The sequence below is a fragment of the Pseudomonas sp. BJa5 genome (assembly GCF_030272875.2).
Lineage (GTDB): Bacteria > Pseudomonadota > Gammaproteobacteria > Pseudomonadales > Pseudomonadaceae > Aquipseudomonas.
Genome location: NZ_JALRNG020000053.1, coordinates 1 through 23,502, shown reverse-complemented (window position 1 = coordinate 23,502; position 23,502 = coordinate 1). Strand labels below are relative to the sequence as shown.

Below are 23,502 nucleotides of genomic sequence, written 5' to 3'. Positions count from 1 at the left end.
AGGGGTCTCTTACTTGTCCGGGCTGTCGATGGTCAGGTGCTGGGCAGCGGTGGTGCTGCTGGCCAGCGGACTGCTGCGACCGATCCACTCGCCCTGGGTCGGCTGGCCTGCGCGCGAGACGCGTGCAACCAGTTGGACTTCGGGAAAGCTGGACAGTTTCATGCTCGGCATCATCGCGTCGCTGTCGCTGAGCTCGACCTCGACCGGCAGCTGGGCCACGGTCACCCGCTTGGCCGCCAGCGGCATGGGCGGGCCTGCGCTGGCGCGGGCGAAGATGAATACCGTGTCGTCGGGCTTGACCTTGTCCTTGAGCGCCGCCGCCAGTTCCACCCGCACCTTGAGCCGGGGCCCGGCAGCCACGGCCGGGGCTGTCTTGCCCTCACCGGCCTTGAGCTTGTCCCGGGCGCGCTCGATGCCGCCCTGCAGGGCCGCCCGCGAGGCATCGCCTTCAGGCAGTTGCACCAGCAGACGATTCCAGTAGTCGATGGCCTGCTGGTAATGCTCGGACTCAAAGGCGGCGATGCCGAGCAGGCCCAGGCTGGTGACCTCGTTGGGGTCGGCCTTGAGCGCTTCGTCGGTCAGGCCCTGCAGTTGCTCGCTCCACTGCTTGCCGTTGGCAAAGTACAGCGCCTGGGCCCACTGCCCGAGCAGCTCCGGCTGACGACCGGCCAGGTTGGCGGCTTTCTCGAAGACTTTGGCAGCATCGGCCGGACGCTCCTGAGCCATGTAGGCACGACCGAGGAAGTACAGGCCTTCGGCCGAATCCGGCTGGGCCTCTACGGCGCGCTCAAGCCGTGTGGTCATCTCTTCCATGGAGTGCGGCGCATTGGCGAACTCCTGGGTCAGGGCGACCTCCTCGCTGGCACCGAAATGCAGGTACAGGCCCAGGCCCATCAGCGGCACCAGCACCGCCGCCAGCAACGGCAGCGGCTTGCCCAGGCGGCCCAGGCGCTGCGGCTCGGCGTTCTCGGTGTCGGCCAGCAGCTCGCGGGCGGCTTCATCCCGCCCCTTGGCCAGTTGCGCCTCATCGAGCACACCGGCCGCTTGCTGGGCGCTCAGCTCGGCGACCCGCTCCTGGTACAGGGCGACGTTCAGGGCGGTGCGGTCTTCTTCCAGTTGCGCACGACGGCCACGCAACACCGGGATCAGCAGAAAGCTCAGGGCCACCAGTAACAGCAGGCCTGCGGCAAGCCAGAAATCAGTCATGGGTCTGTTCTTTATCCAGCAATTTGGCGAGGCGCTCGCGCTCCTCGGGAGAAAGGTCGACAGGGCCACCGGCGCTCTGCGCGCGGCGCTTGCGCACGATCAGCGCGAGCAGGCCGAAACCACCCACCAGCAACACGCCCGGGCCGAACCAGAGCAGCCAGGTGCGCGCCGTCAGCTCAGGCTTGTAGCGCACGAAGTCACCGTAGCGATCGACCATGAAGTCGATGATCTGCTGGTTGCTCTTGCCCTCGCCGAGCATGCGGAAGATTTCCCGGCGCAGGTCGGCGGCGATCGGTGCGTTGGAGTCGGCGATGTCCTGGTTCTGGCACTTGGGGCAGCGCAGTTCCTTGGTCAGGTCGTGGTAACGCTCGCGCTCGGCGTCATTGGCGAACTGATAGGTGTCGATGGCCGCCTGGGTCACCCCGGCAAGGCCCAGCCCCAGCACCGCGGCGGCAAGCCAGCGCTTCATTGTTTGGCCTCGTCGACCAGGCCCTGGTACAGCGGCGCCAGTTGTTCGCGCCAGACCGTGGCATCGACCACACCGACATGCTTGTAGCGGATGATGCCCTTGGCATCGATCACGAAGGTTTCCGGCGCGCCGTACACCCCCAGGTCCAGGCCGAGGCTGCCCTGCTCGTCGCGGATATCCAGCTGGTAGGGGTTGTGGAACTCGGCCAGCCACTTGAGCGCGGCGGCATTGTCATCCTTGTAGTTGACGCCATGGATGACCACGCCCTGCTCGGCCAGCTTGTTCAGGTACGGGTGCTCGACCTTGCACGACGGGCACCAGGTGGCCCAGACGTTGACCAGGGCCGGCTTGCCGATCAGGTCGGCCTGGGTCAGCGGCTTGCCGTCCACCGACTGCAGGGAGAACGCCGGGAACGGCTTGCCGATCATCGCCGACGGCAGTTCGGTGGGGTCCAGGAACAGGCCCCGGTAGAGAAACACCGCCACCAGCAGAAACACCGCCAGCGGCAGTACCATGATCCAACGCTTCATGCAGTTGCTCCAGACATGCCCAGCACTTCACGCACCCGGGCTTTGACCTTGACTCGATAACGTCCGTCCATGGCCGCCAGCAGGCCACCCAGGCCGGTCAACAGACCGCCCAGCCAGATCCAGCGCACGAAAGGTTTGACATGCACGCGCACGGCCCAGGCGCCATTGTCCAGCGGCTCGCCGAGGGCGACATAGAGGTCGCGGGTGAAACCGGCGTCGATGCCCGCTTCGGTCATCATCGACTGCTGCACGGTGTACAGGCGCTTTTCCGGGTGCAGCACGCTGATCTCGCGACCGTTCTCGACCACCCGCACCGTGCCCTTGTCGGAGGTGAAGTTCGGCCCCTCGAAGTGCTTGGCGCCTTCGAAGATGAACTGATAGCCGGCCAGTTCCACCGACTCGCCCGGTGCCAGGCGCAGGTCGCGCTCGGCGCTGTTGTTGCTCGACAGCACCACGCCCAGGGCGCAGACCGCCAGGCCCAGGTGCGCCAGGTGCATGCCCCAGTAGCTGCGGTTGAGGCCGCGCAGGCCCTTGAACAGGCCCTTGTGACGGGTCTTGTCGAAAATGTCGCGCACCCCGGCCAGGACAATCCACGCCGCCAGGGCGAAGGTGGTCAGCACCGGCCAGTCGAAATCATCCACCAGCAGCCCGCCGACGGGCGCCAGCACCGCGCTGGCAATCAGCACCGGGGTGAGCATGCCGGCCAGCCAGCGGGTCGGCGTGTCTTTCCAGCGCACGATCACGCCAATGGCCATGACCACCATCAGCAGGGCCATCAGCGGAATGAACAGCGCATCGAAGTACGGCGGGCCCACCGACAGCTTGGCACCGGTCAGGGCGTCGAGGATCAGCGGGTACAGGGTACCGAGCAGGATCATCGAGGCGGCGACCACCAGCACGATGTTGTTGGCCAGCAGCAACGTTTCGCGCGACCACAGGGCAAAGCCGACCTGGCTCTTGACCACGGGTGCGCGCAGGGCGAACAGGGTCAGCGAGCCGCCGACCACGAACAGCAGGAAGATCAGGATGAACACGCCGCGCTCGGGATCGGAGGCGAAGGCGTGCACCGATGTCAGTACCCCGGAGCGGACCAGGAAGGTGCCCAGCAGGCTCAGGGAGAACGCGGCAATGGCCAGCAGCACGGTCCAGCTCTTGAACACCCCGCGCTTCTCGGTGACCGCCAGCGAGTGGATCAGCGCGGTGCCCACCAGCCAGGGCATGAACGAGGCGTTTTCCACCGGGTCCCAGAACCACCAGCCGCCCCAGCCCAGTTCGTAGTAGGCCCACCAGGAGCCCAGGGTGATGCCGATGCCCAGGAACGCCCAGGCAACCAGGGTCCAGGGCCGCGACCAGCGCGCCCAGGCAGCATCCAGGCGACCGCCGAGCAAGGCGGCGATGGCGAAGGCGAAGGCCACCGAGAAGCCCACGTAGCCCATGTACAGCATCGGCGGGTGAACGATCAGGCCGATGTCCTGCAGCAAGGGGTTAAGGTCGCGACCGTCGGTCGGCACCTGCGGCAGCAGGCGCATGAACGGGTTGGAGGTGACGATCAGGAACGACAGGAAGCCGACGCTGATCATGCCCATCACCGCCAGCACCCGGGCCAGCATCACCTGCGGCAACTGTCGGGAGAAGATCGACACGGCGAAGGTCCAGCCGCCGAGGATCAGCGCCCAGAGCAGCAGCGAGCCTTCGTGGGCACCCCATACGGCGCTGAACTTGAAGTACCAGGGCAAGGCGCTGTTGGAGTTGCTGGCGACATAGGCGACCGAGAAGTTGTCGGTCATGAAGGCATGGGTCAGGCAAGCGAAGGAAAACGCCAGGAAAGCGAACTGGCCCCAGGCCGCCGGGCGTGCCAGGCTCATCCACAGGCTGTCGCCGCGCCAGGCGCCGAGCAGAGGGACGATGGCCTGCACAGCGGCGAAGCAGATCGCCAGGATCATGGCCAACTGGCCGAGTTCGGGAACGATCAGCGCCGCGTTCATGGCTTGGCTCCAGCATCGGTGGCGGCCTGGCCGCTTTCCTTGAGGGCCTTGGTCACTTCCGGCGGCATGTATTTCTCGTCGTGCTTGGCCAGCACTTCATCGGCCACCACCACGCCCTCGGCATTGAGCTTGCCCAGGGCGACGATGCCCTGCCCTTCGCGGAACAGGTCGGGCAGGATGCCACGGTAGGTGATCGGCACCGACTTGTTGAAGTCGGTGACCACGAAACGCACGTCCAGCGAGTCGCCGGAGCGTTGCAGCGAGCCCTTCTCGACCATGCCGCCAGCGCGGATGCGGGTATCGAGCGGTGCCTCGCCGTTGGCGATCTGGGTCGGGGTGTAGAACAGGTTGATGTTCTGCTGCAGGGCGCTCAGGGCCAGGCCCACGGCAATACCGACGCCGGCCAGCAGGCCGAGGATGATGATCAGGCGCTTCTTGCGTTGCGGATTCACTGGTTGCTCTCCCGGCGCAGACGGCGCGCCTCTTCTTGCAGGTAACGGCGCCGGGCCAGCAAGGGCGAAGCGACGTTGACGGCCAGCACCAGCAGGCAGATGCCGTAGGCCGACCAGACATACAGGCCGTGATGGCCCATGGCGAGAAAATCGCTGAAGGAAGCGAAGCTCATCGCGCCACCTCCCGACCCAGGCTGTTCAATACCTCCTCCCTGACCCAACTGGCGCGAGCTTCGCGCTTGAGCACTTCAAGGCGCATGCGCAGCAACAGCACGGCGCCGAAGAAGCAGTAGAAACCCAGCACCGTCAGCAGCAGCGGCAGCCACATTTCGGCGGGCATGGCCGGCTTTTCGGTGAGGGTGAAGGTGGCGCCCTGGTGCAGGGTGTTCCACCACTCCACCGAATACTTGATGATCGGGATGTTGATCACCCCGACGATCGCCAGCACCGCGCAGGCCTTGGCGGCGCTCTCACGATTGCTGATGGCCTGGCCCAGGGCAATAAGACCGAAGTACAGGAAAAGCAGGATCAGCATCGACGTTAGGCGGGCATCCCAGACCCACCAGCTGCCCCAGGTCGGCTTGCCCCAGATGGCCCCGGTGACCAGCGCCACGGCGGTCATCCAGGCGCCGATGGGGGCGCCGCACTGCAGGGCGACGTCGGCGATCTTCATCTTCCATACCAGACCCACCACCCCGGCCACGGCCAGCATCACATAGATGGACTGGGCCAGCATGGCGGCCGGCACGTGAATGTAGATGATGCGAAAGCTGTTGCCCTGCTGGTAGTCCTGGGGCGCGAAGGCCAGGCCCCAGATCACGCCGACGCCGATCAACAGGATCGCCGCAACCGCCAACCACGGCAACATGCGGCCGCTGATGGCATAGAACCACTTGGGCGAACCCAGTTTATGAAACCACGTCCAGCTGATTGCGCTGCTCTTCATCACGGTACATCCAGGGTCTTTGCTGGGCTGCGCCCAGACCTCATTATTCGCCGACGCTGATCTTCAGGCCAGCCGCTATTGCAAAGGGTGCCAGAGTTACTGCCAGGGCGGTCAGGCTGCCAAGCCAGAGCAGATAACCGGTCGCCGGCATAGCTTGCAATGCCGCCTGCAAGGCGCCACTGCCCAGGATCAATACCGGGATATATAACGGCAAAATCAGCAGCGCCAGCAGCAGGCCGCCGCGTTTCAAGCCGACTGTCAGGGCCGCACCCACGGCGCCCAGCAGGCTCAGTACCGGGGTACCGAGCAACAACGATGCCAGCAGCACCGGCAGGCACGCCGCAGGCAAACCTAGCATCAGTGCCAGCAAGGGTGCCAACAATACCAGCGCCAGGCCGGAAAAGGCCCAGTGTGCCAGCACTTTTGCCAGCACCAGAAGAGGCAGGGGGTGCGACGAAAGGACCCACTGTTCCAGCGATCCATCCTCGAAATCGCTGCGAAAAAGCCCGTCCAGCGAGAGCAGAACCGATAAAAGTGCCGCGACCCAGACCAGTCCCGGAGACAAGGTTTGCAACAATTGAGTCTCGGGACCGACCGCCAGCGGGAACAGGGCGACGACGATGGCGAAGAACACCAGGGGGTTGGCCAGCTCCGCCGGACGGCGGCACAACAGACGCGCTTCGCGGCGCAACAACAGAACAAAGACACTCATGCCGCCCACTGCCCCAGGTTCAGTTCACGGTATCCGGACGGCTTGCGTTCCAGGGTGTGGTGGGTGGTCAGCACGACCATGCCGCCCTGCTCGCAATGCGCCGCCAGGTGCGCCTCAAGCTGAGCCACGCCCTGTTTGTCGAGGGCGGTGAACGGTTCGTCGAGAATCCACAAGGGCGGGCTGTCCAGGTACAGGCGGGCCAGGGCCACGCGCCGCTGCTGGCCGGCCGACAGGGTATGACAGGGCACATCCTCGAAACCGCGCAGGCCCACGGCCTCCAGGGCTTTCCAGATCGCCTCGGGCGCGGCCGGACGGTGCAGGGCACAGAGCCAGGAGAGATTTTCCTCGGGGCTGAGCAGGTCCTTGATGCCGGCGGCATGGCCGATCCACAGGAGGATCTTGGCCAGTTCATGGCGTTGTTCGACCAACGGCTTGCCGTCGAGGAGGATCTGCCCGGCGGTCGGGCTCATGAGGCCGGCCAGGAGGCGCAGCAGGCTGGTCTTGCCGCTGCCGTTGGGGCCGCTGATCTGCAGCATGTCGCCGGCAGCCAGGTGCAGTTCGAGGTGTTCGAAGAGCATGCGCCAGTCGCGCTCGCAGGCCAGGCCCGAGGCTTGGAGATGAGGGGTCACAGTTTCGCCTTATGCTGGGGATGCCTGTCTCAAGTCGGTCCCGGCCCTGCCGTTATACTGGCAACGCAGAATGGGCCCAGCCGCTCGGATCGCGAGGGATCGGGCGGCATTATACATGTGATGTCCTACTGCAAAGAGGGCTATTTCAACAGGTTGCGAGCGGATGACAGGCGAAATCAACACCCTTGGCGCGCAGATTCCGGCCAACTCCCAATTGCGTCCGGCGCTGGCTGGCGAACTGCTGCGTCTGCTCCAGCCGCAACCCGGCCTGCTGGCGCCCGGGGAGACCGCCAGCGCCGAGGTCCTGTCGCTGCGCCAGGTCGGCCAGGACCTCCAGTTGCTGCTCAGGCTGACCCAGGACAACGGCCGCCAGACCACGCTCCAGGCCAGCAGCAACCTGCTGCTGCCCCAGGGCAGCCAGTTGACGGTCAGCCAGCACAACAGCGGCAACCTGACCATCAGCCTGCAGCAGGCCATCGCCAGCAACGTCGCCAGCCTGACCCGCATCGATACCCGGCAGATGCCGGTGGGCACCCTGCTGCAGGGCAAGGTGCTGACCAGCCAGCCCCTGCCAGTGGCAAGCGGCCAGGTCGCCCAGTACCGCTCGCTGGTGACCTTGCTCGGCGGCCTGCAGGCCGGCACCACCCTGACCCTCGACAGCCCGCGCCCGCTGGCGGTGGGCAGCCTGCTCAGCGCCCGCGTCCAGGGTGACCAGTCCTTGCAGTTCGTGCCCTTGAGCGCCCGCCACGACCAGTTGGCCATCGCCCAGCAACTGGTCACCCAGCAAGGCCGCCAGGCCTCCTTGCAGGGATTGCTCGCGGCGTTGCAGCCGTTGCGTGAAGACAACACACAGGCGCCGCAGCTACGCGCCGTCGTCGACAAACTGCTGACGAGCCTGCCGGAAGTGCGCCAGCTCACCGAACCCAAGGCCGTGGCCCAGGCCCTGAACAACAGCGGCGTGTTCCTCGAAGCCAAGCTGCTGGCCGGATTGCCGCAACCGCCTGGCACCGACCTCAAGGCCCAGGTGGTGCGCCTGGTGGCGCAATTGCTGCCGGGATTGCCGGCCAACTCCACCTTCAACCCGACGGCCGCCGCCAGCACCCTGGCCCAGGTCATGCCGGGAATGGTCCGCAATGCCTTGGGCATGCTCGGTCAGGTCAGTCCGCGACCGCACCCCGGCAGCTTTCCCCTGCCCTCCCGGCTGTTGCCGAGCCGGGAGCAGGACAACGACCTGGAGCATCTGCTGCGCCTGGCGGCCGCCGCGATTTCACGGGTACAGAGCCATCAGCTGGCGAGCCTGGAGCAGACCGGCACCACCGCCGACGGCAACCTGCAGACCACCTGGCAGCTGGAGATACCCCTGCGCAGCGGCCAGGACTTCATGCCCCTGCAGCTCAAGCTGCAGCGGGAAGAAACCCCGCAGCAGCAGAGCGATCCGCAACGCGAACAGCGTGATCCGCTGGAAATGATCTGGCGCATCGAGCTGGCGTTCGACCTGCATCCGCTGGGCCCCTTGCAGGTCCAGGCGCAGATCAGCCAGGGCAGCCTGTCCAGCCAGCTGTGGGCCGAATTGCCGAGCACCGCGCAGTTGATCGACAGCCAATTGGGCGACCTGCGGGCGCGCCTGCAGGCCCGCGGCCTGAAGGTGAGCGAATTGCACTGCCATCACGGCACGCCGCCCCAGGGGCCGCGTACACGCCTGGAGCAACGTTGGGTGGATGAAAACGCATGAACGACATGAATGCCAGGCAGCAACCCGAGTGGCAGCAACTGTCTCTGTGGGAGCGGGCTTGCCCCGCGATCGCGTCCCGCCAGCCCCAGCGCATCGCGGGGCAAGCCCGCTCCCACAGGGTGGCTGAAAACCCATGAGCGAGAAGAACCCGCGCCAGGCCATTGCCCTGAGCTACGACGGCCAGCAGGCCCCGACCCTGAGCGCCAAGGGCGACGACGCCCTGGCCGAGGCGATCCTGGCCATCGCCCGCGAGCATGAAGTGCCGATCTACGAAAACGCCGAACTGGTGCGCCTGCTGGCGCGCATGGAACTGGGCGAGCAGATCCCCGAGGCGCTGTACCTGACCATCGCCGAGATCATTGCCTTTGCCTGGCAACTGCAGGGCAAGGTGCCGGTGGGGTTTGTCGATGAAGAACCGCAGGAGCGGGACATTACCCCGCCTTGAACAGCATCGCGGGGCAAGCCCGCTCCTACACAATCGGTAGGAGCGGGCTTGCCCCGCGATCAGGTTCAGCTGCGGTGCACCTTGCTCATCAACTCCGCCTCGGCCTGGGTCAGGCCGCAGGACTGGGTCAGTTCTTCGACGCTGGCGCCCATGCCCACCAACCGCGCCGCCTGCGCGAACGACAGGCTGTTGGGGTCGCGCTGCTCCAGCTGCAACAGCTTGTCCGGCAGGGGCGCCACCACCGCGCGCAGCTCGTGCAGGGCTTCGCCCATGCTCACGCTGCCATTCTGGTAGTCATCCAGGCGCTTGGCCAGGTCCTTGATGCGCTGGTCGCGCAGCGCATCGCCCTGGGCCTGCTGCGCAGCCAGCTCGCGCTGGCGCTTGCTGTAGTTCAGGAAGTACCACAGGCTCAGCGCCCAGAGCAGCGCCAGAAATATGACTGCTACCTCGAAGATCAACTCAGATGTTCTCCAGCTCGGACCACTCTTCCTCGGTCATCATCTTGTCCAGCTCGACCAGGATCAGCAGTTCGTTGTTCTTGTTGCACACGCCCTGGATGAACTTGGCCGACTCTTCGTTGCCGACGTTCGGCGCGGTCTCGATTTCCGACTGGCGCAGGTAGACCACTTCGGCCACGCTGTCGACCAGGATGCCGACCACTTGCTTGTCGGCCTCGATGATGACGATGCGGGTGTTATCGGTGATTTCCGTCGGCATCAGGCCGAAGCGCTGGCGGGTGTCGATCACGGTCACCACGTTGCCGCGCAGGTTGATGATGCCCAGCACGTAGCTCGGGGCACCCGGGACCGGGGCGATTTCGGTGTAGCGCAGGACTTCCTGCACCTGCATCACGTTGATGCCGTAGGACTCGTTGTCCAGTTTGAAGGTTACCCACTGCAGGATCGGATCTTCGGAACCTTGCGCAGACGACTTTTTCATTCCCCTATCCCTCAAAATCCGCCTTCGGCGGTGTGCTCAGTGCGATCGCTGGTGCGACCGTTCATTTATGGGTGGCGCGCAGCTGCTTGACCGCACCGCTGGCGATCAGCCCGGCCAGTTCGGCGACGTCGAGCAGCGCGCACATGTGTTCGATGACCGTGCCGGCCAGCCACGGCCGCTGGCCGCGCTGGCTGCGCCATTTGATCTCGTTGGGGTCCAGGCGCAAGGAACGGCTGACCTGATGCACCGCCAGGCCCCATTCATAGCCCTGGACCGAAATCACGTATTGCAGGCCCTGGCGAAAATCCTCGCGGTAGCGGTCGGGCATGACCCAGCGTGCGGTATCCAGCACCTTCAGGTTGCCGGCCTGGCTCGGCAGGATGCCCAGGAACCAGTCCGGCTGGCCGAACAGCGGCGTCAGTTCCTGACCGGCCAACGAATAGATCGAGCCCAGGCACACCAGCGGCACCGCCAGGGTCAGCCCGGCGACATCGAACAACAGGCACTCGAACGGCTCGGCGGCCCAGGCCGGACGACCGTCGACGCTGGCCGGCGGTACGGGCTGGTCGGGGGCCGCTGGCAGGTGGACTTCCACCAGCGGTTCGACAGGGGTGGCCGGCTCGGCGACTGCCTCGCTAGCGACCACCTCGGCGACCGGCACGGGCATGGCAACCGGCATCAGCGCCGGGCGCACCAGCGCTGCCGGTTCGGCAAAGGGCAAGGTCGCAGCCGGGGCCGGCGCAGGCTTTTCCTGCCGGGCTACCCGCGCATCGCGTACCTGCTCTTCGAGCACGGCGGCCTGGAATTCGTCGATCTCGGGCTCGGGCTCGGCCGCGAGCTGGGGTTCAACCAGCTCGAACGCTTCGGTGGCTTCATGCAACAGGCCGTCGAGGTAGGACTGCAACGCCAGTTGCGGGCCGGTGGCGAGCTTTTGTGGAAGGCTCATCAGGCCACCTGCTGGGCGATGTTATGGGTCAGCAACTGCTTGAGCAGGGCCCGGTAGGCCACCACCCCGCGGCTTTTGCCGTCGAACTGCGACGGCGTCTGCCCGGCCCGGCTGGCATCACGCAGGCGGGTGTCCACCGGAATGTAGCCTTGCCAGATGGTCTCGGGATAGGCATCGCGCAGCACCCGCAGGGTGCCCATCGACGCCTGGGTGCGACGGTCGAACAGGGTCGGCACGATGTGATAGGGCAAGGCCTGCTTGCGCGAGCGGTTGACCATGGCCAGGGTGCTGACCATGCGCTCCAGGCCCTTGACCGCCAGGTACTCGGTCTGCACCGGGATCACCAGCTGCTGGCTGGCCGCCAGGGCGTTGACCATCAGCACGCCGAGCAACGGCGGGCTGTCGATGATGGCGTAGTCGAAATCCTGCCACAGCTGCGCCAGAGACTTGGCGATCACCAGGCCCAGGCCACTCTGCCCCGGCGACTGGCGTTCGAGCACGGCCAGGGCGGTGCTGGACGGCAACAGGGAGATATTCTCGTCGCTGGTGGGCAGCAGCAACTGGCCCGGCAGGCCTTCGGGCACGCTGCCTTTGTGCAGGAACAGGTCGTAGCAGCTGTGCTCCAGCGTGTCCGGATTGTGCCCGAAGTAGCTGGTCATGGACCCGTGCGGGTCCAGGTCGACCACGACCACACGCTTGCCCGCCTCGGCCAGCAAGCCGGCCAGGGCGATGGAAGTGGTGGTCTTGCCGACGCCACCCTTTTGATTGGCTACTGCCCAGACTCTCATTACGTCGCTTCCTCCCACCAGGGCGACCTGCCCTGCCGGGAATGGTTATAGGTTCGGTGACGGAGGATTGACGCGATTGCCTCCCACCGTCGGTGATTGCGCAGGCGGTGCAGTTTGTGTGCCAGCCCGCCTCAAGGCCGCATCCGGCGTGGCATTGGCGCTACCGCTGGCGGTCAGGCTGCGGCGCACCTCCAGGTTGCGCGAGATCACCAGCACCACCCGGCGATTGCGTGCCCGGCCTTCGGCCGTGTCGTTACCGGCAATCGGCTGGAATTCGCCGTAGCCCACCGAGGCCATGCGCGCCGGGTTCACCCCGTCCATCGCCAGCAGGCGGACGATACTCGCGGCCCGCGCCGACGACAGTTCCCAGTTGGTCGGGTACTGGGCGGTGCGGATCGGCAGGTCATCGGTAAAGCCTTCGACGTGCACCGGGTTGGCGAAGGGTTTGAGGATCCGCGCCACCTTCTCGATGATGTGGAACGCCACGTCGCTGGGCATGGCATCGCCACTGCCGAACAGCAGCGAGGAGTTGAGCTCGATCTCGACCCACAGTTCGTTGCCGCGCACGGTCATCTGGTTGGACTTGATCAGGTCGCCAAAGGCATCGCGGACATCGTCGGCGATGCTCTTGAGCGGATCGATGCTGGCCTGCGCCAACCCCGCATCGACCTGCTCGCTGTCCTTGATCAACGGCTCGGCCGGCTTGACGCTCAAGGGCCGCTCATCGCCGATGGGGATCGGCTTGACGCTGCGCTCGGGGTCGTTGAATACCCCGATCAGCGCCTGGGAGAGGATCTTGTACTTGCCTTCGTTGACCGAAGAAATCGAGTACATGACCACGAAGAAGGCGAACAGCAAGGTGATGAAGTCGGCGTAGGACACCAGCCAGCGTTCGTGGTTTTCATGTTCCTCGGGTTGTCGACGGCGCGCCATGCGTTACTCCATGAAGCCCTGAAGCTTCAGCTCGATCGAGCGCGGGTTCTCGCCTTCGGCAATCGACAGCAAGCCTTCCAGGAGCATTTCCCGGTAGCGCGACTGGCGCATGGCCAGGGCCTTGAGCTTGTTGGCGATCGGCAGCAGGATCAGGTTGGCACTGGCCACACCGTAGATGGTGGCGACGAAGGCCACGGCGATGCCGTTGCCCAGCTGCGACGGATCGGCCAGGTTGCCCATGACATGGATCAGGCCCATCACCGCGCCGATGATACCGATGGTCGGCGCGTAGCCGCCCATGCACTCGAACACCTTGGCCGCCTGGATATCCCGGCTTTCCTGGGTGTAGAAGTCCACTTCGAGGATGCTGCGGATGGCCTCGGGCTCGGCGCCGTCGACCAGCAGTTGCAGGCCCTTGCGCGCATAGGGGTCGGGCTCTGCATCGGCCACGCCTTCCAGGCCCAGCAGGCCTTCCTTGCGTGCGGTCAGGCTCCAGTTGACCACCCGGTCGATACCGCCGGCCAGGTCGATGCGCGGCGGAAAGAGGATCCAGCGCACGATCTGCAGCGCCCGCTTGAAGGCACTGATCGGCGTCTGCAACAACGCCGCGGCCAGGGTACCACCGAGCACGATCAGGGCCGCCGGGCCGTTGATCAGCGCCGTCAGGTGCCCGCCTTCGAGGAAATTGCCGCCAACGATGGCGACAAAGGCCAGGATGATCCCGATAAGGCTCAAGACATCCATCAGACGCAGGCCTCGACCAGGTGCTTGCCGATCTCGTCCAGGCTGTAGACCGCGTCGGCCAGGTTGGCCTTGACGATGGCCATGGGCATGCCATAGATCACGCAGCTGGCTTCATCCTGGGCCCAGACCGTGCTGCCGCCCTGCTTGAGCAGGCGCGCGCCTTCACGGCCGTCGGCGCCCATGCCGGTGAGCACCACCGAGAGCACCTTGTCGCCGTAGGACTTGGCTGCGGAGCCGAAGGTGATGTCCACGCACGGCTTGTAGTTCAGGCGCTCGTCACCCGGCAGGATCTTCACCGCACCGCGTCCGTCGACCATCATCTGTTTGCCACCGGGTGCCAGCAGGGCCAGGCCCGGACGCAGCATGTCGCCGTCTTCGGCTTCCTTGACGCGGATCTTGCACAGCTTGTCCAGGCGCTCGGCAAAGGCCTTGGTGAAGGCCGCCGGCATGTGCTGGATCAGCACGATCGGCGCCGGGAAGCTGGCCGGCAGCTGGGTCAGGACCCGCTGCAGCGCCACCGGGCCGCCAGTGGAGGTACCGATGGCCACCAGCTTGTAGGGCTTGCGCTTGGGTGCCGGCGAGGTCGCCGCCGGCGCACGCACCGGCGCAGTGGCGCGCGGTGCTGGGCTGGCGCCCAGGCTACTGACGCTCGGTGCAAGGTGCGGGGTCGGCTGCGCTGCCGGCGCAGGGCTGGCGTAGGCGCTGGAGCGACGGTTGCTGCGGGAAATGGTGTGGACCTTTTCGCACAGCAGTTGCTTGACCTTCTCCGGGTTGCGGGAGATGTCTTCGAAGTTCTTCGGCAGGTAATCGACGGCCCCGGCATCCAGGGCATCGAGGGTTACCCGCGCGCCTTCGTGGGTCAGCGAGGAGAACATCAACACCGGGGTCGGGCAACGCTGCATGATGTGACGCACGGCGGTGATGCCATCCATCATGGGCATTTCGTAGTCCATGGTGATGACATCGGGCTTGAGCGACAGTGCCTGGTCAATCGCTTCCTTGCCGTTGGTCGCGGTGCCCACGACCTGGATAGTCGGGTCCGCTGAAAGAATTTCCGAGACACGGCGGCGGAAGAAACCGGAATCATCCACCACCAGGACCTTGACTGCCATAAACACTCCATTAGGGGGCGCGGCGTGCGGGCCGCGCCACCAGAATCAAATACGCCGGGCAGCGTAACGCTTGAGCATGCTCGGTACGTCGAGGATCAGCGCAATGCGCCCGTCACCGGTGATGGTGGCGCCCGACATGCCCGGGGTGCCCTGGAGCATCTTGCCCAGCGGCTTGATGACCACCTCTTCCTGGCCCACCAGCTGATCGACGACGAAGCCGATCCGCTGGGTGCCCACCGAAAGGATCACCACGTGGCCCTCGCGCTGCTCTTCATGAGCGGCGGAACTGACCAGCCAACGCTTGAGGTAGAACAACGGCAAGGCCTTGTCGCGCACGATCACCACTTCCTGGCCGTCGACCACGTTGGTGCGCGACAGGTCCAGGTGGAAGATCTCGTTGACGTTGACCAGCGGGAAGGCGAAGGCCTGGTTGCCGAGCATGACCATCAGGGTCGGCATGATCGCCAGGGTCAGCGGCACCTTGATGACGATCTTCGAGCCCTGGCCCTTGGCCGAGAATATGTTGATCGAGCCGTTGAGCTGGGAGATCTTGGTTTTCACCACGTCCATGCCCACGCCACGACCGGACACATCGGAGATCTCGGTCTTGGTCGAGAAGCCCGGGGCAAAGATCAGGTTGTAGCAGTCCGACTCGCTCAGGCGATCGGCCGCATCCTTGTCCATCAGGCCTTTTTCCACGGCCTTGGCGCGCAGCACGTTGGGGTCCATGCCCTTGCCGTCGTCGGAGATCGACAACAGGATATGATCGCCTTCCTGCTCGGCCGAGAGCACCACCTTGCCACCCCGGGCCTTGCCCGAGGCTTCGCGTTCTTCAGGGGTTTCGATGCCGTGGTCGACGGCATTGCGCACCAGGTGCACCAACGGGTCGGCCAGGGCCTCGACGAGGTTCTTGTCGAGGTCGGTTTCTTCACCGACCAGCTCCAGGTTGATCTCTTTCTTCAACTGCCGGGCCAGGTCGCGAACCAGGCGCGGGAAGCGCCCGAAGACCTTCTTGATCGGCTGCATGCGGGTCTTCATCACCGCGGTCTGCAGGTCGGCGGTGACCACGTCGAGGTTCGACACCGCCTTGGACATGGCCTCATCGCCGCTGTTCAGGCCCAGGCGCACCAGGCGGTTACGCACCAGCACCAGTTCGCCGACCATGTTCATGATCTCGTCCAGGCGCGCGGTATCGACCCGCACGGTGGTTTCCGCTTCGCTGGCGGCCTTGTCGGCAGCCGGAGCGGCCTGGCGCGCAGGGGCTGGCGCTGGGGCCTTGGCCGGTGCAGCGGCAGGTGCTGGCGCAGCTTGTGGCTTGGCCGCAGCCGGTGCGGGTGCCGGCTTGGCAGCTACAGCCGCGGCTGCGACCGGAGCTGCGGCAGCGACGCTGTCGGGCGCGAACTTGCCCTTGCCGTGCAGCTCATCGAGCAGCGCTTCGAACTCGTGCTCGGTGATGTGATCGTCGGCCGCGGCCGCTGCCGGCGCCTGGGCCGGTGCCGCAGCAGCGGGCAAGGCGTCGACGGCGAAGGTGCCCTTGCCATGCAACTGGTCGAGCAGTGCCTCGAATTCGTCGTCGGTGATCTCGTCGCTGTCGCTCTGGGCCGCCTCCGGCGCAGGCGCCGCTGCAGGCAGCCCCTCGGGGGCGAACTGGCCCTTGCCGTGCAACTGGTCGAGCAGCGACTCGAATTCGGCATCGGTGATTTCATCGCTGGCGGCGGCAGGTGCCTGCGCCTGTGCTTCAGCTTCGGCCTTGACCGCATTGAGCGAGTCGAGCAGCTGTTCGAATTCGGTGTCGGTGATGTCCGCTTCGGCGGGTGCCACCGGCGCTGCCTCGACCACCGGCTCAGGCGCCGGTGCCTGCTCGGCGCCACCCGGCTCGGCCAGGCGCGACAGCGCCGCCAGCAGCTCGGGCGTGGCCGGGGTGATGTCAGTGCGCTCACGCACCTGGCCGAACATGCTGTTGACCGTGTCCAGGGCTTCCAGGACCACATCCATCAGCTCGGCGTCGACGCGACGCTCACCCTTGCGCAGGATGTCGAAGACGTTCTCGGCGATGTGGCAGCACTCCACCAGCTCGTTGAGCTGGAGGAAGCCGGCGCCCCCTTTTACAGTGTGAAAACCGCGAAAGATCGCATTGAGCAGGTCGGCATCATCCGGACGGCTTTCCAGCTCGACCAGTTGCTCGGACAGTTGCTCAAGAATCTCGCCGGCTTCTACCAGAAAATCCTGGAGGATTTCTTCATCGGCGCCGAAGCTCATTAAACGTGCTCCCTAAAAACCCAGGCTGGACAGCAGATCGTCGACATCGTCCTGACCGGACACGACGTCTTCACGCTTATCGGCATGAATCTGCGGACCTTCACCCCGAGTCGGATGTTTTTCTTGATCTTTTTCAGCACGCAGCTGCTGGTGGTCGTGTTCGATACCGGCAAAACGGTCGACTTGACTGGCCATCAGCACGAGCTTGAGCAGATTGCTTTCTACTTCGGTGACCAGTGCGGTGACGCGCTTGATCACCTGACCGGTCAGGTCCTGATAGTCCTGAGCCAGCAGAATGTCGTTGAGGTGGCCGGCGACCTTGCGGTTGCCCTCCTCGCTGCGCGTCAGGAAACTGTCGACGCGCCGGGCCAGCTCGCGAAACTCCGGCGCCGCCACTTCGCGACGCATGAAGCGCTGCCAGTCGACGCTCAAGGCCCGGGCTTCGTCGCCGAGCTCATTGAGCACCGGTGTGCTGGCCTCGACCAGGTCCATGGTGCGGTTGGCCGCGCCCTCGGTCAGCTTGACCACATAGGACAGGCGTTCGGTGGCGTCGGTGATCTGCGACACTTCCTCGGCCTGCGGCATGTGCGGGTCGATCTGGAAACTGACGATCGCGCTGTGCAGCTCGCGGGTCAGTTTGCCGACTTCCTGGTACAGGCCACGGTCACGGGTCTGGTTCAGCTGATGGATCAGTTGCACCGCGTCGCCGAATTTGCCGCGCTCGAGGCTGTCGACCAGCTCCTGGGCATGTTTTTTCAGCGTCGACTCGAACTCGCCCAAGGATGAATGTGATTGCTCCATAGCGCCCCCGTGGCGAGTCTTAGCTGTTCACGCGCTCGAAGATCTTCTCGATCTTTTCTTTGAGCACCTGTGCGGTGAACGGCTTGACCACATAGCCGTTGACGCCGGCCTGGGCCGCTTCGATGATCTGCTCGCGCTTGGCCTCGGCAGTCACCATCAGCACCGGCAGGTGCTTGAGGCGTTCATCGGCGCGCACTTTGCGCAGCAGGTCGATACCGGACATGCCGGGCATGTTCCAGTCGGTCACGAGGAAATCGAAATGACCGCTTTCGAGCATCGGCAACGCGCTGTTGCCGTCATCGGCTTCCTGAGTATTGGTGAAGCCCAGGTCGCGCAGCAGGTTCTTGATGATCCGCCGCATCGTCGAGAAATCGTCGACGATGAGGATTTTCATGTCTTTGTTCAATTAGACCTCCAAGCAGTCTTAGACGCGCTCAGCACTGAACGCGCATTCAATCAATTCGGGTAATGCCTTTCGCGACTGCATCGAACCTGGGTTCAACGCGCCCGCCATTCTCCCAGGCGACTGCGCAGACGCGCCGCGCACTGGCTGTGCAACTGGCTGACACGTGACTCGCTGACCCCCAGCACCTCGCCGATTTCCTTGAGGTTCAGCTCCTCGTCGTAATACAGCGCCAGTACCAGGCGCTCGCGCTCCGGCAGGTTGGCGATGGCCTCGGCCAGGGCCTTCTGGAAGCGTTCATCTTCGAGGTCGCGCGAAGGCTCGAGCTGGGCACTGGCGCCATCCTCGTGCAGGCCTTCATGCTCGCCGTCCTGCAACAGGTCGTCGAAGCTGAACAGGCGGCTGCCCAGGGTGTCGTTCAGAATCCCGTAGTAATCATCGAGACTCAATTGGAGTTCGGCAGCAACCTCGTGATCTTTAGCGTCGCGGCCGGTTTTTGCTTCAATGGCGCGAATCGCGTCACTGACCATGCGGGTGTTGCGGTGCACCGAGCGCGGCGCCCAGTCGCCCTTGCGCACTTCATCGAGCATTGCTCCGCGGATCCGGATACCGGCATAGGTTTCGAAACTGGCACCCTTGCTCGCGTCGTACTTGTTGGCGACTTCGAGCAGGCCGATCATCCCGGCCTGGATCAGGTCCTCCACCTGCACACTGGCCGGCAAACGTGCCAGCAAGTGATAGGCGATGCGCTTGACCAGCGGCGCGTAGCGCTCGATCAATTCGTATTGGGCATCGCGTGAAGCCTTGCAGTACATTCGGTATCCGCTGGCATTCATAGCACAGGTCCCGCGCTGGTCGGTTGCACCAGACGCTCGACGAAAAACTCAAGGTGGCCACGCGGATTGGCAGGCAGCGGCCAGCTGTCGACCTTCTGGGCGATGGCCTTGAACGCCAGCGCGCACTTGGAGCGCGGGAAGGCTTCATAGACCGCACGCTGCTTCTGCACCGCCTTGCGCACGCATTCGTCGTAAGGCACCGCACCGACGTATTGTAGGGCCACGTCGAGGAAGCGATCCGTGACCTTGGTCAACTTGGCGAACAGGTTGCGCCCTTCCTGCGGGCTTTGCGCCATGTTGGCCAGGACGCGGAAACGGTTCATGCCGTAGTCGCGGTTGAGCAGTTTGATCAGTGCGTAGGCGTCGGTGATCGAGGTCGGTTCGTCACACACCACCAACAGCACTTCCTGGGCGGCGCGCACGAAGCTGACTACCGAGTCACCGATACCCGCAGCGGTGTCGATCACCAGCACATCGAGGTTGTCGCCGATTTCGCTGAAGGCCTGGATCAGGCCGGCGTGCTGGGCCGGCGCCAGGTGCACCATGCTCTGGGTGCCGGACGCAGCCGGCACGATGCGCACGCCGCCCGGCCCCTGCAGCAATACGTCGCGCAGTTCGCAGCGGCCTTCGATCACATCGGCCAGGGTCCGTTTCGGGGTCAGGCCCAGCAGAACGTCGACGTTGGCCAGGCCCAGGTCGGCGTCCAGCAGCATGACCCGACGGCCAAGCTCTGCCAGCGCCAATGACAGGTTCACCGACACGTTGGTCTTGCCGACGCCACCTTTGCCGCCAGTTACGGCGATCACCTGTACGGGATGCATGCTACCCATGTTTGTTCATTACCTTGTCTTGCTTAGACCGAGGCCACATGAACGGCTGCGCTTTCAACACCTGAAAAATGCATGGCAGACCATCTATGCAGATACTTTGCAACGTCTTCACAATCACCTCAGCCGACACGTTTGCCGGAGCTGTGGTAGAGATCAGCGAACATATCGGCCATGGCCTCTTCGCTGGGCTCATCCTGCATCTGCACGCTGACGGCGCGGCTGACCAGCTGGTGGCGGCGCGGCAGGTGCAGATCGTCAGGAATGCGTGGCCCATCGGTTAGATAGGCCACTGGCAGTTCATGACTGATGGCCAGGCTCAGGACTTCGCCCAGGCTGGCCGTTTCATCGAGTTTGGTCAGGATGCACCCGGCCAGTCCGCAGCGCTTGTAGCTGTGGTAGGCGGCGGTAAGCACCTGCTTCTGGCTGGTCGTGGCCAGCACCAGGTAATTCCTGGCGGCGATGCCGCGACCGGCCAGGGTCTCCAGCTGCATGCGCAGGGCCGGATCGCTGGCCTGCAGGCCGGCGGTATCGATCAGCACCACGCGCTTGCGCAGCAACGGCTCCAGCGCCTGGGCCAGGGACTGGCCAGGGTCGACATGGGTCACCGAGACATTGAGGATCCGTCCCAGGGTCTTGAGCTGCTCCTGGGCACCGATGCGGAAACTGTCCATGCTCACCAGGGCCAGGTTCTGCGCGCCGTACTTGAGCACGTAGCGCGCCGCGAGCTTGGCCAGGGTGGTGGTCTTGCCCATGCCGGCCGGGCCGACCATGGCAATCACCCCGCCCTCTTCGATCGGCTCGACTTCCGGCACCTCGATCCGCCGCGCCAGGTGCGCGAGCAGCATGCGCCAGGCATGGCGTTGCTCATCGATACCGACGGTCTGGTCGAGCAGCTCGCGGGCCAGCGGGCCGGACAGGCCGATACGCTGCAGGCGTCGCCAGAGGTTGGCCTGCTGCGGCTGGTTGCCTTGCAGCTGGCTCCAGGCAAGGGAGCCGAGCTGCACTTCGAGCAGCTCGCGCAGGCCGCTGAGCTCCGAGCGCATGGCATCGAACAGGCGCGGGTCGACCGGCGCGGCAGGGGCGACAGCCGGGGCGGCCGGCACGTCGACATGAGGCTCGACCAACGGCTCGGAAGCGGTCAGCGGCAGCCCGGCGAACAACTGGCGATTACCGTCCTCGCTTTCGCTGCGACTGCTGAGCTCGGCCTGGGCGGTGACGATGCGCGACTGGGTCTTGCGCAATTCATCTTCGAGCTCGACGTTCGGAACCCGTGGCGCCAGGGCGGACAGCTTGTAGTCCAGCGCAGCCGTCAGCTCGACACCGCCAGCAATCCGTCGGTTGCCGATGATGGCGGCGTCAGCCCCCAGCTCATCTCGAACCAGCTTCATGGCCTGACGCATATCGGCGGCGAAAAAACGCTTAACTTGCATAACCCACTACCTCAGCCGTTGGGGCCTACTGTGGCAACGATGGTGACTTGCTTGTTGTCAGGTATTTCCTGATACGCCAAAACATGCAAATTCGGTACAGCCAGGCGGCCGAAGCGCGACAGCATCGCTCGTACCGGTCCTGCGACCAGGAGGATCGCCGGCTGCCCCTGCATCTCCTGACGCTGGGCCGCTTCGATCAACGAACGCTGAAGCTTTTCGGCCATGCTCGGCTCCAGAAGAACACCGTCTTCCTGACCTTGCCCGGCCCTTTGCAGACTATTGAGCAAAATCTGTTCCAACCTTGGCTCAAGGGTGATCACAGGCAGCTCGGACTCAACGCCGACAATGCTTTGCACGATGGCGCGACACAATCCGACGCGCACCACGGCGACCAGCGCGGCGGTATCTTGACTCTTGGCCGCATTGTTGGCGATGGCCTCGGCAATGCTGCGGATATCGCGCACCGGCACCTGCTCGGCGAGCAACGCCTGCAGGACCTTGAGCAGGCCCGACAACGAAATGACACCCGGCACCAACTCTTCGGCAAGTTTAGGTGACGCCTTGGCCAGCACCTGCAGCAACTGCTGGACCTCTTCGTGACCGATCAGCTCGTGGCAGTGCTTGTGCAGGATCTGGTTCAGGTGCGTGGCGACCACCGTGCTGGCGTCGACCACGGTGTAGCCCAGCGACTGCGCCTGGCTGCGCTGGTTGACGTCGATCCACACCGCTTCCAGGCCAAAGGCCGGGTCGCGGGCGGCGATGCCATTGAGGGTGCCGAACACTTGCCCGGGGTTGATCGCAAGCTCCCGGTCCGGGTAGATCTCGGCCTCGGCCAGGATCACCCCCATCAGGGTCAGGCGGTAGGCGCTGGGGGCCAGGTCGAGGTTGTCGCGGATGTGTACGGTGGGCATCAGGAAACCCAGGTCCTGGGACAGCTTCTTGCGCACGCCCTTGATCCGCGCCAGCAACTGGCCGCCCTGGTTGCGGTCGACCAGCGGAATCAGGCGATAGCCCACTTCCAGGCCGATCATGTCGATCGGGGTGACGTCGTCCCAGCCCAGCTCCTTGGTTTCCAGGGCGCGCTGTGGCGACGGCAACTGGTCCTGCTGGCGCTGGACTTCTTCCAGGGCCTTGGCCTTGGCCTGGTTCTGCTTGCGCCAGACCAGGTAGGCGCCGCCACCGGCCAGCAGGCCGAGGCTGAGGAAGGCGATGTGCGGCATGCCCGGCACCAGGCCCATGACGATCATCAGGCCGGCCGACACGGCCAGGGCCTTGGGCGAGTCGAACATCTGCCGGTTGATCTGCCGCCCCATGTCTTCGGAACCGGAGGCACGGGTCACCATGATCGCGGCGGCGGTGGACAGCAGCAGCGATGGCAATTGCGCCACCAAACCGTCACCGATGGTCAGCAGCGCATACACCTTGCCGGCGTCGGCGAAGGCCATGTTGTGCTGGAACATGCCGACGGCCATGCCGCCGATCAGGTTGATGAAGAGGATCAACAGGCCGGCGATGGCGTCACCACGCACGAACTTGCTGGCACCGTCCATCGAACCGTAGAACTCGGCCTCCTGGGCCACTTCGGCGCGGCGCGACTTGGCCTGGGTCTGGTCGATCAGGCCGGCGTTGAGATCGGCATCGATGGCCATCTGCTTGCCGGGCATGGCATCGAGGGTGAAGCGCGCGCTCACCTCGGAAATCCGCCCGGCACCTTTGGTCACCACCACGAAGTTGATGATCATCAGGATCGCGAAGACCACGATACCGACCACGTAGTTACCGCCGATCACCACCTCGCCGAAGGCCTGGATCACCTTACCGGCGGCGGCGTGACCGTCGTGGCCATGGAGCATCACCACCCGCGTGGAAGCCACGTTCAGGGCCAGGCGCAACAGGGTCGCCACCAGCAGGATGGTCGGGAAGGCAGCAAAGTCCAGGGGGCGCAAGGCGTAGACGCAGACCAGCAGGACCACGATCGACAGGGCGATGTTGAAGGTGAAGAACACGTCGAGCAAGAACGGCGGGATCGGCAACATCATCATTGCCAGCATCACCAGCAACAGCAGCGGCACACCCAGATTGCCCCGACCCAACCCGGCCAGGTTGTTACGGGCACTGCTGATTAACTGAGAGCGATCCACCGGTATTCCTCGTTGAGCTCAAGCAAAACTTTGACGCGAACGACGTGCGTTGCGCAGCTCTCTGCAAAAAGCTTTCCAACTTTGAAATTGTGTTGAATGGATCGCGGAATCATGTGGGAGCGGGGGTTTCCCCCCCGATAGGTGATGGGGGGGAAAAAAAACAAACGGCGCCACCCCCCCACCACCCCCCCCCCCCCCCCACCCCCCCCCAAAGAGAACACCCCAAAAACCACC

The 23,502-nt window shown here is 64.8% G+C and carries 25 protein-coding genes; 2 read left to right on the top strand and 23 right to left on the bottom strand.

The genetic code is table 11. The annotated features are described in order from the left end of the window. Nucleotides 1-9 precede the first annotated feature (9 nt). Genes ccmI through ccmA form a run of 9 tightly spaced genes read right to left on the bottom strand, consistent with a single transcriptional unit; the run spans nucleotide 10 to nucleotide 6,929 of the window. A complete protein-coding gene (ccmI, locus tag M2D63_RS23505) occupies nucleotides 10-1,206 on the bottom strand; it encodes a c-type cytochrome biogenesis protein CcmI (RefSeq protein ID WP_285865459.1) in 1,197 nt (398 codons plus the stop codon). Continuing rightward, a complete protein-coding gene (locus M2D63_RS23500) occupies nucleotides 1,199-1,675 on the bottom strand; it encodes a cytochrome c-type biogenesis protein (protein ID WP_285865458.1) in 477 nt (158 codons plus the stop codon). The genes ccmI and M2D63_RS23500 overlap by 8 nt, the downstream gene beginning before the upstream one ends. After that, nucleotides 1,672-2,205, bottom strand: coding sequence for a DsbE family thiol:disulfide interchange protein (locus M2D63_RS23495; RefSeq protein ID WP_285865457.1), 534 nt, complete (start codon nucleotides 2,203-2,205; stop codon nucleotides 1,672-1,674). The genes M2D63_RS23500 and M2D63_RS23495 overlap by 4 nt, the downstream gene beginning before the upstream one ends. Next, a complete protein-coding gene (locus M2D63_RS23490; RefSeq protein WP_285865471.1) occupies nucleotides 2,202-4,175 on the bottom strand; it encodes a heme lyase CcmF/NrfE family subunit in 1,974 nt (657 codons plus the stop codon). Before M2D63_RS23490 ends, M2D63_RS23495 begins: the two co-directional genes overlap by 4 nt. Nucleotides 4,176-4,186: 11 nt before the next feature. Continuing rightward, nucleotides 4,187-4,642 carry a cytochrome c maturation protein CcmE gene (gene ccmE / locus M2D63_RS23485; protein ID WP_285865456.1) on the bottom strand — a complete coding sequence of 152 codons (456 nt, stop codon included), beginning with the start codon at nucleotides 4,640-4,642 and terminating at the stop codon, nucleotides 4,187-4,189. After that, a complete protein-coding gene (ccmD, locus tag M2D63_RS23480; protein ID WP_028945460.1) occupies nucleotides 4,639-4,815 on the bottom strand; it encodes a heme exporter protein CcmD in 177 nt (58 codons plus the stop codon). Before ccmD ends, ccmE begins: the two co-directional genes overlap by 4 nt. After that, nucleotides 4,812-5,588: a heme ABC transporter permease gene (locus tag M2D63_RS23475; RefSeq protein WP_285865455.1), complete on the bottom strand. Its 777-nt coding sequence runs from the start codon at nucleotides 5,586-5,588 to the stop codon at nucleotides 4,812-4,814. Before M2D63_RS23475 ends, ccmD begins: the two co-directional genes overlap by 4 nt. Nucleotides 5,589-5,631: 43 nt before the next feature. Beyond that, nucleotides 5,632-6,300 (bottom strand): heme exporter protein CcmB, encoded by a 669-nt coding sequence (ccmB, locus tag M2D63_RS23470; RefSeq protein WP_026001415.1) that lies wholly within the window; start codon nucleotides 6,298-6,300, stop codon nucleotides 5,632-5,634. Continuing rightward, nucleotides 6,297-6,929 carry a cytochrome c biogenesis heme-transporting ATPase CcmA gene (ccmA, locus tag M2D63_RS23465; protein ID WP_285865454.1) on the bottom strand — a complete coding sequence of 211 codons (633 nt, stop codon included), beginning with the start codon at nucleotides 6,927-6,929 and terminating at the stop codon, nucleotides 6,297-6,299. Before ccmA ends, ccmB begins: the two co-directional genes overlap by 4 nt. A 163-nt stretch (nucleotides 6,930-7,092) precedes the next feature. Between ccmA and M2D63_RS23460 the strand changes: the two genes are divergently transcribed. Together M2D63_RS23460 and M2D63_RS23455 are read left to right on the top strand one after the other, a co-directional pair. Continuing rightward, nucleotides 7,093-8,661: a flagellar hook-length control protein FliK gene (locus M2D63_RS23460; RefSeq protein WP_285865453.1), complete on the top strand. Its 1,569-nt coding sequence runs from the start codon at nucleotides 7,093-7,095 to the stop codon at nucleotides 8,659-8,661. Nucleotides 8,662-8,794: 133 nt separating this feature from the next. Next, a complete protein-coding gene (locus tag M2D63_RS23455; RefSeq protein ID WP_285865452.1) occupies nucleotides 8,795-9,106 on the top strand; it encodes an EscU/YscU/HrcU family type III secretion system export apparatus switch protein in 312 nt (103 codons plus the stop codon). A gap of 65 nt (nucleotides 9,107-9,171) precedes the next feature. Here M2D63_RS23455 and M2D63_RS23450 read toward each other — a convergent pair whose 3' ends face one another. The 14 genes from M2D63_RS23450 to flhA form a co-directional block, all read right to left on the bottom strand. Continuing rightward, nucleotides 9,172-9,564 carry a DUF2802 domain-containing protein gene (locus M2D63_RS23450; protein ID WP_285865451.1) on the bottom strand — a complete coding sequence of 131 codons (393 nt, stop codon included), beginning with the start codon at nucleotides 9,562-9,564 and terminating at the stop codon, nucleotides 9,172-9,174. A 1-nt stretch (nucleotide 9,565) separates the two neighbouring features. After that, nucleotides 9,566-10,045 (bottom strand): chemotaxis protein CheW, encoded by a 480-nt coding sequence (locus M2D63_RS23445; protein ID WP_285865450.1) that lies wholly within the window; start codon nucleotides 10,043-10,045, stop codon nucleotides 9,566-9,568. Between the two features lie 61 nt (nucleotides 10,046-10,106). Next, the gene (locus tag M2D63_RS23440) at nucleotides 10,107-10,991 is read right to left on the bottom strand and encodes a CheW domain-containing protein (RefSeq protein WP_285865449.1); all 885 of its coding nucleotides are present in this window, start codon (nucleotides 10,989-10,991) and stop codon (nucleotides 10,107-10,109) included. Next, nucleotides 10,991-11,779: a ParA family protein gene (locus tag M2D63_RS23435; protein ID WP_285865448.1), complete on the bottom strand. Its 789-nt coding sequence runs from the start codon at nucleotides 11,777-11,779 to the stop codon at nucleotides 10,991-10,993. Before M2D63_RS23435 ends, M2D63_RS23440 begins: the two co-directional genes overlap by 1 nt. Before the next feature lie 45 nt (nucleotides 11,780-11,824). Continuing rightward, the gene (gene motD / locus M2D63_RS23430; protein WP_285865447.1) at nucleotides 11,825-12,712 is read right to left on the bottom strand and encodes a flagellar motor protein MotD; all 888 of its coding nucleotides are present in this window, start codon (nucleotides 12,710-12,712) and stop codon (nucleotides 11,825-11,827) included. Nucleotides 12,713-12,715: 3 nt separating this feature from the next. Further along, on the bottom strand, nucleotides 12,716-13,456 hold the full coding sequence (locus M2D63_RS23425; RefSeq protein ID WP_285865446.1) for a flagellar motor protein: 741 nt from the start codon (nucleotides 13,454-13,456) through the stop codon (nucleotides 12,716-12,718). Continuing rightward, nucleotides 13,456-14,568 carry a chemotaxis response regulator protein-glutamate methylesterase gene (locus M2D63_RS23420; RefSeq protein ID WP_285865445.1) on the bottom strand — a complete coding sequence of 371 codons (1,113 nt, stop codon included), beginning with the start codon at nucleotides 14,566-14,568 and terminating at the stop codon, nucleotides 13,456-13,458. The genes M2D63_RS23425 and M2D63_RS23420 overlap by 1 nt, the downstream gene beginning before the upstream one ends. Before the next feature lie 45 nt (nucleotides 14,569-14,613). Then, nucleotides 14,614-16,827 (bottom strand): chemotaxis protein CheA, encoded by a 2,214-nt coding sequence (locus tag M2D63_RS23415; protein ID WP_285865444.1) that lies wholly within the window; start codon nucleotides 16,825-16,827, stop codon nucleotides 14,614-14,616. A gap of 12 nt (nucleotides 16,828-16,839) precedes the next feature. Further along, on the bottom strand, nucleotides 16,840-17,628 hold the full coding sequence (locus M2D63_RS23410; protein WP_285865443.1) for a protein phosphatase CheZ: 789 nt from the start codon (nucleotides 17,626-17,628) through the stop codon (nucleotides 16,840-16,842). Nucleotides 17,629-17,647: 19 nt separating this feature from the next. Then, a complete protein-coding gene (locus tag M2D63_RS23405; RefSeq protein WP_285865442.1) occupies nucleotides 17,648-18,022 on the bottom strand; it encodes a chemotaxis response regulator CheY in 375 nt (124 codons plus the stop codon). Nucleotides 18,023-18,126: 104 nt separating this feature from the next. Beyond that, entirely contained in the window at nucleotides 18,127-18,867 is a 741-nt protein-coding gene (gene fliA, locus M2D63_RS23400; RefSeq protein ID WP_285865441.1) for an RNA polymerase sigma factor FliA, read from the bottom strand. Continuing rightward, nucleotides 18,864-19,697 carry a flagellar synthesis regulator FleN gene (fleN, locus tag M2D63_RS23395; protein WP_016393812.1) on the bottom strand — a complete coding sequence of 278 codons (834 nt, stop codon included), beginning with the start codon at nucleotides 19,695-19,697 and terminating at the stop codon, nucleotides 18,864-18,866. The genes fliA and fleN overlap by 4 nt, the downstream gene beginning before the upstream one ends. A 119-nt stretch (nucleotides 19,698-19,816) precedes the next feature. Next, nucleotides 19,817-21,127, bottom strand: a complete 1,311-nt coding sequence (gene flhF, locus M2D63_RS23390; RefSeq protein ID WP_285865440.1) for a flagellar biosynthesis protein FlhF — start codon at nucleotides 21,125-21,127, stop codon at nucleotides 19,817-19,819. Nucleotides 21,128-21,138: 11 nt separating this feature from the next. Continuing rightward, nucleotides 21,139-23,268: a flagellar biosynthesis protein FlhA gene (gene flhA / locus M2D63_RS23385; protein ID WP_285865439.1), complete on the bottom strand. Its 2,130-nt coding sequence runs from the start codon at nucleotides 23,266-23,268 to the stop codon at nucleotides 21,139-21,141. Between the last annotated feature and the right edge of the window lie 234 nt (nucleotides 23,269-23,502).

Coding starts and splice junctions, on each gene's coding strand:
- ccmI (WP_285865459.1), bottom strand. CDS start 1,206: ATGACTGATTTCTGGCTTGCCGCAGGCCTGCTGTTACTGGTGGCCCTG.
- M2D63_RS23500 (WP_285865458.1), bottom strand. CDS start 1,675: ATGAAGCGCTGGCTTGCCGCCGCGGTGCTGGGGCTGGGCCTTGCCGGG.
- M2D63_RS23495 (WP_285865457.1), bottom strand. CDS start 2,205: ATGAAGCGTTGGATCATGGTACTGCCGCTGGCGGTGTTTCTGCTGGTG.
- ccmD (WP_028945460.1), bottom strand. CDS start 4,815: ATGAGCTTCGCTTCCTTCAGCGATTTTCTCGCCATGGGCCATCACGGC.
- M2D63_RS23475 (WP_285865455.1), bottom strand. CDS start 5,588: ATGAAGAGCAGCGCAATCAGCTGGACGTGGTTTCATAAACTGGGTTCG.
- ccmB (WP_026001415.1), bottom strand. CDS start 6,300: ATGAGTGTCTTTGTTCTGTTGTTGCGCCGCGAAGCGCGTCTGTTGTGC.
- M2D63_RS23460 (WP_285865453.1), top strand. CDS start 7,093: ATGACAGGCGAAATCAACACCCTTGGCGCGCAGATTCCGGCCAACTCC.
- M2D63_RS23455 (WP_285865452.1), top strand. CDS start 8,795: ATGAGCGAGAAGAACCCGCGCCAGGCCATTGCCCTGAGCTACGACGGC.
- M2D63_RS23445 (WP_285865450.1), bottom strand. CDS start 10,045: ATGAAAAAGTCGTCTGCGCAAGGTTCCGAAGATCCGATCCTGCAGTGG.
- M2D63_RS23440 (WP_285865449.1), bottom strand. CDS start 10,991: ATGAGCCTTCCACAAAAGCTCGCCACCGGCCCGCAACTGGCGTTGCAG.
- M2D63_RS23435 (WP_285865448.1), bottom strand. CDS start 11,779: ATGAGAGTCTGGGCAGTAGCCAATCAAAAGGGTGGCGTCGGCAAGACC.
- motD (WP_285865447.1), bottom strand. CDS start 12,712: ATGGCGCGCCGTCGACAACCCGAGGAACATGAAAACCACGAACGCTGG.
- M2D63_RS23425 (WP_285865446.1), bottom strand. CDS start 13,456: ATGGATGTCTTGAGCCTTATCGGGATCATCCTGGCCTTTGTCGCCATC.
- M2D63_RS23420 (WP_285865445.1), bottom strand. CDS start 14,568: ATGGCAGTCAAGGTCCTGGTGGTGGATGATTCCGGTTTCTTCCGCCGC.
- M2D63_RS23415 (WP_285865444.1), bottom strand. CDS start 16,827: ATGAGCTTCGGCGCCGATGAAGAAATCCTCCAGGATTTTCTGGTAGAA.
- M2D63_RS23410 (WP_285865443.1), bottom strand. CDS start 17,628: ATGGAGCAATCACATTCATCCTTGGGCGAGTTCGAGTCGACGCTGAAA.
- M2D63_RS23405 (WP_285865442.1), bottom strand. CDS start 18,022: ATGAAAATCCTCATCGTCGACGATTTCTCGACGATGCGGCGGATCATC.
- fliA (WP_285865441.1), bottom strand. CDS start 18,867: ATGAATGCCAGCGGATACCGAATGTACTGCAAGGCTTCACGCGATGCC.
- fleN (WP_016393812.1), bottom strand. CDS start 19,697: ATGGGTAGCATGCATCCCGTACAGGTGATCGCCGTAACTGGCGGCAAA.
- flhF (WP_285865440.1), bottom strand. CDS start 21,127: ATGCAAGTTAAGCGTTTTTTCGCCGCCGATATGCGTCAGGCCATGAAG.